This is a genomic window from Streptomyces sp. PA03-1a (assembly GCF_033792805.1).
Taxonomy (GTDB): Bacteria; Actinomycetota; Actinomycetes; order Streptomycetales; family Streptomycetaceae; genus Actinacidiphila.
The window spans coordinates 45,511-52,258 of the sequence record NZ_JARAVO010000031.1 but is presented as its reverse complement, the minus strand read 5'-3'; the positions used below and the strand labels follow the sequence as shown (position 1 = coordinate 52,258).

Here is a 6,748-nt window from a genome sequence, read left to right as displayed (position 1 = left end):
CCCCCGCAACCCTTCGCAAGGCCCATGGATCTGTTCTCCCTCACCCTGTTCGGGTCGGTCTTCGTCACGCTCTTCGTGATCATGGACCCGCCCGGGATCACCCCGATCTTCCTCGCCCTCACCTCCGGCCGCGCGGCCAAGGTCCAGCGCCGCATGGCCTGGCAGGCCGCCACCGTCGCGCTGGGCGTCATCACCGTCTTCGGCATCTGCGGCCAGCAGATCCTGGACTACCTGCACGTCTCGGTGCCGGCCCTGATGATCGCCGGCGGTCTGCTCCTGCTGCTCATCGCCCTCGACCTGCTCACCGGCAAGGCGGACGAGCCCACCCAGACCAAGGACGTCAACGTCGCGCTGGTGCCGCTCGGCATGCCGCTGCTCGCCGGGCCGGGCGCGATCGTGACGGTGATCCTCGCGGTGCAGCGCGCGCACGGGTTCGGGCAGCAGCTGTCGGTGTGGGTCGCCATCGTCGCGATGCACGTGGTGCTCTGGCTGACGATGCGTTACTCGCTGGTGATCATCCGTCTGATCAAGGACGGCGGTGTGGTGCTGGTCACCCGGCTCTCCGGCATGCTGCTCTCCGCGATCGCGGTGCAGCAGATCGCCAACGGGGTCTTCGGCTTCATCCGCGGCGAGGGCTGACGGACCGTCGGCGGAATCCGGACGCGACGAGGGCCCCGTACCGTGGTGCACGGGGCCCTTCGCGTTCATGGCGTCCGGCCGTGCGGCCACGCCGGGGTGACGGGGCCTTACTGGGCCGGGCGGATGTAGATGCGCTGGCCGATCGCGGCGGCCTGCTGGACGATCTGGTCGACGGAGGCGGCGTCCACGACCGTGCAGTCGACGGCACGACCGTCCTGGTCGTTGAGGCGCATGATCTCGAAGCGCATGGTGTTCACGGCTTCTCCCTTCGTCCGGGCACTCCTCCATTGGAGTACGGGGCTGCTTCGCAGCCGTTACTTGCCTGGGTCATTCATGTATCAACAACAGTTGCCCCCGCGAAAACCTTCCCTGTCCTAAAGAAAATTTTTCCCACGCATCTACCGGTGGGTAGCCACCGGTACCGGCGGTCCTGGTTCCGGTTGTGTGTGCGGACGGAACCGCCGGACAATGTGATCTCTATGAACGACGACGCCCTTTCCGCCATCGCCGCCGGCATCGAGCGCACGAACGAGCTCCTGCAGCGGGTGCTCGCCGAGGTCGCCACGACCCCGGCGACCCACGCCGTGTTCGTCGACGCCGGGTACGTGTACGCCGCGGCCGGTCGCCTCGTCGCGGGCACCGAGGACCGGAGGGCCTTCGAACTCGACGCCGAGGGCATCATCGAGGCCTTCATCGACCGGGCCCGCACCCTCTTCGCCGACAGCCGCCTGCTGCGCGTCTACTGGTACGACGGTGCCCGCCGCCGCATCCACACCGCCGAGCAGGAACGCATCGCCGAGCTCCCCGACGTCAAGGTGCGGCTCGGCAACCTCAACGCCAGCCGCCAGCAGAAGGGCGTCGACTCGCTGATCCGCAGCGACCTGGAGTCACTGGCCCGGCACCGCGCCATCAGCGACGCCGTCCTGATCGGCGGCGACGAGGACCTGGTCTCCGCGGTCGAGGCCGCCCAGGGCTACGGCGCCCGTGTCCACCTGTGGGGCATCGAGGCCGCCGACGGCCGCAACCAGGCCGACCCCCTGCTGTGGGAGGTCGACAGCCTGCGCACCCTCGACCTCGACTTCTGCAAGCCGTACATCACCCGGCGCACGGCCCCCGTCTACGGCGACGCGCCGATCCCCACCGGGCCCATCCCGACCCGTGAGGACGTGCACTTCGTCGGGGCCCGGGTCGCCTCGCAGTGGCTGGCGACGCGCGGCCGGGACTCCCTGGCCGAGCTGCTGCCCGGCCACCCGTACCTGCCGCCCGCCTACGACCAGGAACTGCTCGTCGAGGCCGAGGGCATGCTCAACATCTCGCTGCGCGGCCACGCCGACCTGCGGCGCGTGCTGCGCGACGGGTTCTGGGAGCACCTGCAGGCGCGGCTCTAACCCCAGAAGCCGGTCAGTGCGCCGGCGGTGCGGGCCGGCTGCTCGGCGTTGGGGGAGTGCTCGGCCCCCTCGATCACCACGCGGCGGGCGCCGAGGCGCTCGGCCATCGCGTCCAGCCACGGGACGGGCCAGGCGTAGTCCACCGCGCCGGAGAGCACCAGCTTCGGCAGCGGTACGGCCGCGAGTTCCGCCACCCGGTCCGGCTCGTCGAGCAGCTGCCGGCCCGTGGCCGTCAGCTGCTCGGGCGCCGTCGCCAGCCAGCGGCGGTGCAGGAACTCCTCGACCGCGCCCTCGGCGTTCGCCGTGCCTTCGAGGTCCTCGGCGTCCGGCTCGCGCATCGCGCGCCACACGCCCTCCATGTCCATCGCGGACAGCGCCTCGAGCAGCAGCTTCGTACGGGCCTGCTGGGCGGGTTCGATGGCGGCCGGGCCGGAGCTCATGAGGGTGAGCGACGCCCAGGGCAGGGCGGCGCCGTCGCCGTGCTCGGCCAGAACGGCGGCGCGGACGACCAGGCCGCCCATCGAGTGCCCCAGCAGGTGCACCGGCTCGCCGGGAGCGGTGCCCAGTGCGGCGGTCTGCGCGACGACGTCGGCGGCCAGTTCGGCCTGTGCGTACGCCGCCTCGTCCCGCGGGCCCGGCGACTCGTGCTGGCCCCGGCCGTCCACGGCGACCGTGCGGTAGCCGGCGGCCGCGAGAGGTTCGAGCAGCGCGACGAAGTCCTCCTTGCTGCCCGTGAACCCGGGCACCAGCAGGGCCGTGCCGCGCCGCGGCGTGCCGGCCGGTGGGACGGCGTCCAGCACGGCGAAGGGGCCGCGGGCCGTCTCCAGGGGGTACGCGGTGGCGTTCTCGGGCAGCGTCAGGAACGGCGGTCGGCTCATGCGCCGAGGCTAGCCGGGCCGGGTTGCCCCCACACGACGCGGGCCCCGACCTCCGGCGCCGCGCGGGCGAACGCCGACGGCCGGGCGCCCCACGAGGGGCGCCCGGCCGTCCGGGTACGGGTGTCGCGTCAGCCGGTGGCCTCGTCGGCCGGCTTGGCCGTCCGTGTGCGGCGACGGCGGCGGACGGTCTTGGCCGCGCCCTCGCCCTCTGCGGGAGCCGCTTCCGGGGTCGCCGCCTCGGCGGCGGCCGCAGTCTCGGCACCGGTGGCGGCGCCGGACCGCGTACGGCGACGGCGGGGGGCCGGGACCTCCTCGGCCACCGGGGCGGCGGCCGCGGCGGCCGCGACGGTCTCGGCGCCCGACGTGCCCGACGTGCCCGACGTGCCCGAGCCCGTACGGGTGCGGCGACGGCGGCGCGGAGCCGGAGCCTCGGCGGCCGGGGCCTCGACGGTCTCGACGACCGCCTCCGCCTCGGCGGACGCCCCGTCGAGCGCCTGTCCGCCGCGGGTGCGGCGGCGCTGGCGCGGCGTACGGGTGCGGGCCGGACGCTCCTCCGCCTCGGCCGAGGCGGCCGGGCCGGACTTGCGGCCACCACGGCCGCGCCCGCGGCCGCCGGTCTCGCCGAGGTCCTCGATCTCCTCCGCGTCGAGGCCGGCCCGGGTGCGCTCCGCCCGCGGCAGGACGCCCTTGGTGCCCTCGGGGATGCCGAGCAGCTCGTAGAGGTGGGTGGAGGTGGAGTACGTCTCCTCCGGGGCGTTGAACGGCAGGTCCAGCGCCTTGTTGATCAACTGCCAGCGCGGGATGTCGTCCCAGTCGACCAGCGTGATCGCCGTGCCGGACGCGCCCGCGCGGCCGGTGCGGCCGATGCGGTGGAGGTAGGTCTTCTCGTCCTCCGGCGTCTGGTAGTTGATCACGTGGGTGACGCCCTCGACGTCGATGCCGCGGGCGGCTACGTCGGTGCAGACCAGCACATCGACCTTGCCGTTGCGGAAGGCGCGCAGCGCCTGCTCGCGGGCGCCCTGGCCGAGGTCGCCGTGGACGGCGCCCGAGGCGAAGCCGCGCTGCTCCAGCTGCTCCGCGAGGTCGGCCGCGGTGCGCTTGGTACGGCAGAAGATCATCGCCAGACCGCGGCCCTCGGCCTGCAGGACGCGGGAGACGAGCTCCGGCTTGTCCAGCGAGTGGGCGCGGAAGACGTGCTGGGTGATGTTGGCGACGGTGGCGCCCTCGTCGTCCGGCGAGGTGGCGCGGATGTGCGTGGGCTGCGACATGTACCGGCGCGCCAGGCCGATGACGGCGCCGGGCATCGTCGCGGAGAAGAGCATGGTCTGCCGCTTGACCGGCAGCATCTCGATGATCTTCTCGACGTCGGGGAGGAAGCCCAGGTCGAGCATCTCGTCGGCCTCGTCGAGGACGAGGGCGCGGACGTTGCGCAGGTTGAGCTTCTTCTGGCCCGCGAGGTCCAGCAGACGCCCCGGGGTGCCGACGACCACCTCGACGCCCTTCTTCAGGGCCTCGACCTGCGGCTCGTACGCGCGGCCGCCGTAGATCGCCAGCACGCGCACATTGCGCACCTTGCCGGCGGTGAGCAGGTCGTTGGTGACCTGCGTGCACAGCTCGCGGGTGGGGACGATCACCAGGGCCTGGGGACCGTCGACGACGTCCTCGGGCTTGGCGCGCCCGGCCTCGACGTCGACCGGGACGACGACCCGCTCCAGGATCGGGAGGCCGAAGCCCAGGGTCTTGCCGGTGCCGGTCTTGGCCTGGCCGATGACGTCGTTGCCCGCGAGGGCGACCGGGAGCGTCATCTCCTGGATCGGGAAGGGGGTGGTGATGCCGACGGCCTCGAGGGCCTCGGCGGTCTCGGGGAGGATCCCCAGGTCACGGAAAGTCGTGATGGTGGTCAGGATGCTCTGCCTCTTCTGTTTGGGACGCGGCGCTGAGCGTGTGAACGGGGGAGGGTCGAGCGCAGGGAACTGCGCTGACCGCGCGAGGTGTCGTACGGCCCTGGGTGGCCGAGGTGCGCGGGACCGCTGCCCTCGCGCGCGCCGCGATACGGGCCCCTCCCCACGTGGGGAGGGCGGTCGGTAGGAGCCGATCGGGCCACCGACCGGGCATCCATTCATGCGTGACCCGCCGGGTCACCTGGCGGGTCCATATCACTGTACCCCGGAATCACACACCTGCGGCGGATGGATTTCGGGGTACGTGGGACAGGTCACGCCGAGGCTTCCGCGCGCCGGGCCCGCACGGGATGGTTGCCGCGCTGGTGGGGTTGGCTATTGTGCGCAGCATGGAGACGCCTGACACCCCCGCCGACACCCCCGCCGAGACGACCATCGCCGCCAAGGACTGGGCCGCCGCGTCCGCGGACCCGCAGTACCGCGCGGCGGTCGTGGACCTGCTCGGGGCACTCGCGTACGGCGAGCTGGCCGCCTTCGAGCGGCTCGCGGAGGACGCCAAGCTCGCGCCGTCCCTGGAGGACAAGGCGGAGCTCGCGGCGATGGCGTCCGCCGAGTTCCACCACTTCGAGCAGCTCCGCGCGCGGCTCACCACCGTCGAGGCGGACCCGACCGCGGCGATGGAGCCCTTCGCCGCCGCACTGGACGAGTTCCACCGCCTGACCGCGCCGTCGGACTGGCTGGAGGGTTTGGTCAAGGCGTACGTCGGCGACTCCATCGCGTCCGACTTCTACCGCGAGGTCGCCGCCCGCCTCGACGCCGACACCCGCGAGCTGGTGCTGGCCGTGCTGGACGACACCGGCCACGCCTCCTTCGCGGTGGAGAAGGTGCGCTCCGCCATCGAGGCCGACCCGCGGGTCGGCGGGCGGCTCGCGCTGTGGGCGCGCCGGCTGATGGGCGAGGCGCTGTCGCAGGCGCAGCGGGTCGTGGCGGACCGCGACGCGCTCAGCACGATGCTGGTCGGCGGGGTCGCGGACGGCTTCGACCTCGCGGAGGTCGGCCGGATGTTCACCCGGATCACCGAGGCCCACACCAAGCGGATGGCGGCGCTGGGCCTGGCCGCCTGAGCGGTCCGGGCCGTAGCCGTGGGGGAGCCGTGGGGAGCAGCCGTACGGAGGCCGTGCGGCTCAGGCCGTGCGCGGCGCCGACCGGCGGGCGCTCCGCGGCGGGCGCACCAGCAGCGAGAGCAGGGCGGCCGCCACCCCCACCGACACGGCGAGGCTGATCAGGAACCGGTCCGAGCCGAGGACGGTGCGGGTGACGAGACCGCCGAGGACGGCGGCGACCGTTCCCGTGGCGAGCACCAGCGTCGCCGCGGGAAGAAGGCGCCGGGGGAGCATCCGGGTCGCGGCGTACGCGACGGACAGTCCGACGGCGGCGAACGCGAGCGCTTCCCACATCATCGTGCGGCCCCTCCCGGAGACTTCGGTCGCACGGGTCCTACCCCGCGGGCCCGCACAGCGAAACGGCGGGTCACCCCATTCGGGGGTGACCCGCCGTGCGTCGTCCCGGTGCGCGAGCGGCGAGGCTCTGACCTGCTCTGCCCTGCCCTAGAGCTGGGCGCCGAAGCCCACCCGGCGCGCCGCCTGCTCACCGATCTCCACGTAGGCCAGCCGTTCGGCCGGCACGAGCACGCGCTTTCCGTGCTCGTCGGTGAGGCTGAGCAGCTTGGCGGTGCCCGTGAGCGCCTCGGCGACGGCCTTCTCGACCTCCTCGGCCGTCTGCGCGCTCTCGATGATGATCTCGCGCGGCGCGTGCTGCACGCCGATCTTGACCTCCACGGCTTTTGTCCCTCCGAACGGTCTGCGGTGTGCGCGGTTGGAAATCGCGCCGTACGCAGGACACATTAGCCGCGCCCGGCACCGGGGCACCGGCCGACGGGCAC

General features: G+C 73.1%; 8 protein-coding genes. 3 read left to right on the top strand and 5 right to left on the bottom strand.

Annotated features, from left to right (window positions below):
* The first annotated feature begins 24 nt into the window (after positions 1–24).
* On the top strand, positions 25–639 hold the full coding sequence (locus PV341_RS09725) for a MarC family protein (protein ID WP_499513801.1): 615 nt from the start codon (positions 25–27) through the stop codon (positions 637–639).
* Between the two features lie 107 nt (positions 640–746).
* Here PV341_RS09725 and PV341_RS09720 read toward each other — a convergent pair whose 3' ends face one another.
* Complete coding sequence (locus PV341_RS09720; protein ID WP_086020735.1) at positions 747–887, bottom strand: DUF8834 family protein; 141 nt, start codon at positions 885–887, stop codon at positions 747–749.
* A 231-nt stretch (positions 888–1,118) separates the two neighbouring features.
* On the opposite strand from PV341_RS09720, the gene PV341_RS09715 reads away from it, so the two are divergent.
* Positions 1,119–2,027, top strand: a complete 909-nt coding sequence (locus PV341_RS09715; protein WP_431960347.1) for an NYN domain-containing protein — start codon at positions 1,119–1,121, stop codon at positions 2,025–2,027.
* Here the strand turns inward: PV341_RS09715 and PV341_RS09710 are convergent.
* Together PV341_RS09710 and PV341_RS09705 are read right to left on the bottom strand one after the other, a co-directional pair.
* The gene (locus PV341_RS09710; protein WP_500357378.1) at positions 2,024–2,905 is read right to left on the bottom strand and encodes an alpha/beta fold hydrolase; all 882 of its coding nucleotides are present in this window, start codon (positions 2,903–2,905) and stop codon (positions 2,024–2,026) included. The genes PV341_RS09715 and PV341_RS09710 overlap by 4 nt on opposite strands.
* A 128-nt stretch (positions 2,906–3,033) precedes the next feature.
* A complete protein-coding gene (locus tag PV341_RS09705) occupies positions 3,034–4,710 on the bottom strand; it encodes a DEAD/DEAH box helicase (protein WP_500327972.1) in 1,677 nt (558 codons plus the stop codon).
* Positions 4,711–5,195: 485 nt separating this feature from the next.
* Between PV341_RS09705 and PV341_RS09700 the strand changes: the two genes are divergently transcribed.
* Complete coding sequence (locus PV341_RS09700; protein WP_499513804.1) at positions 5,196–5,930, top strand: ferritin-like fold-containing protein; 735 nt, start codon at positions 5,196–5,198, stop codon at positions 5,928–5,930.
* Positions 5,931–5,990: 60 nt separating this feature from the next.
* Here PV341_RS09700 and PV341_RS09695 read toward each other — a convergent pair whose 3' ends face one another.
* A complete protein-coding gene (locus tag PV341_RS09695) occupies positions 5,991–6,266 on the bottom strand; it encodes a hypothetical protein (protein WP_500327971.1) in 276 nt (91 codons plus the stop codon).
* 147 nt (positions 6,267–6,413) lie between these two features.
* Positions 6,414–6,644: a DUF3107 domain-containing protein gene (locus PV341_RS09690; protein WP_499513806.1), complete on the bottom strand. Its 231-nt coding sequence runs from the start codon at positions 6,642–6,644 to the stop codon at positions 6,414–6,416.
* Between the last annotated feature and the right edge of the window lie 104 nt (positions 6,645–6,748).

Coding starts and splice junctions, on each gene's coding strand:
- PV341_RS09700 (WP_499513804.1), top strand. CDS start 5,196: ATGGAGACGCCTGACACCCCCGCCGACACCCCCGCCGAGACGACCATC.
- PV341_RS09705 (WP_500327972.1), bottom strand. CDS start 4,710: ATGACGCTCCCGGTCGCCCTCGCGGGCAACGACGTCATCGGCCAGGCC.
- PV341_RS09710 (WP_500357378.1), bottom strand. CDS start 2,905: ATGAGCCGACCGCCGTTCCTGACGCTGCCCGAGAACGCCACCGCGTAC.
- PV341_RS09725 (WP_499513801.1), top strand. CDS start 25: ATGGATCTGTTCTCCCTCACCCTGTTCGGGTCGGTCTTCGTCACGCTC.
- PV341_RS09715 (WP_431960347.1), top strand. CDS start 1,119: ATGAACGACGACGCCCTTTCCGCCATCGCCGCCGGCATCGAGCGCACG.
- PV341_RS09695 (WP_500327971.1), bottom strand. CDS start 6,266: ATGATGTGGGAAGCGCTCGCGTTCGCCGCCGTCGGACTGTCCGTCGCG.
- PV341_RS09720 (WP_086020735.1), bottom strand. CDS start 887: ATGCGCTTCGAGATCATGCGCCTCAACGACCAGGACGGTCGTGCCGTC.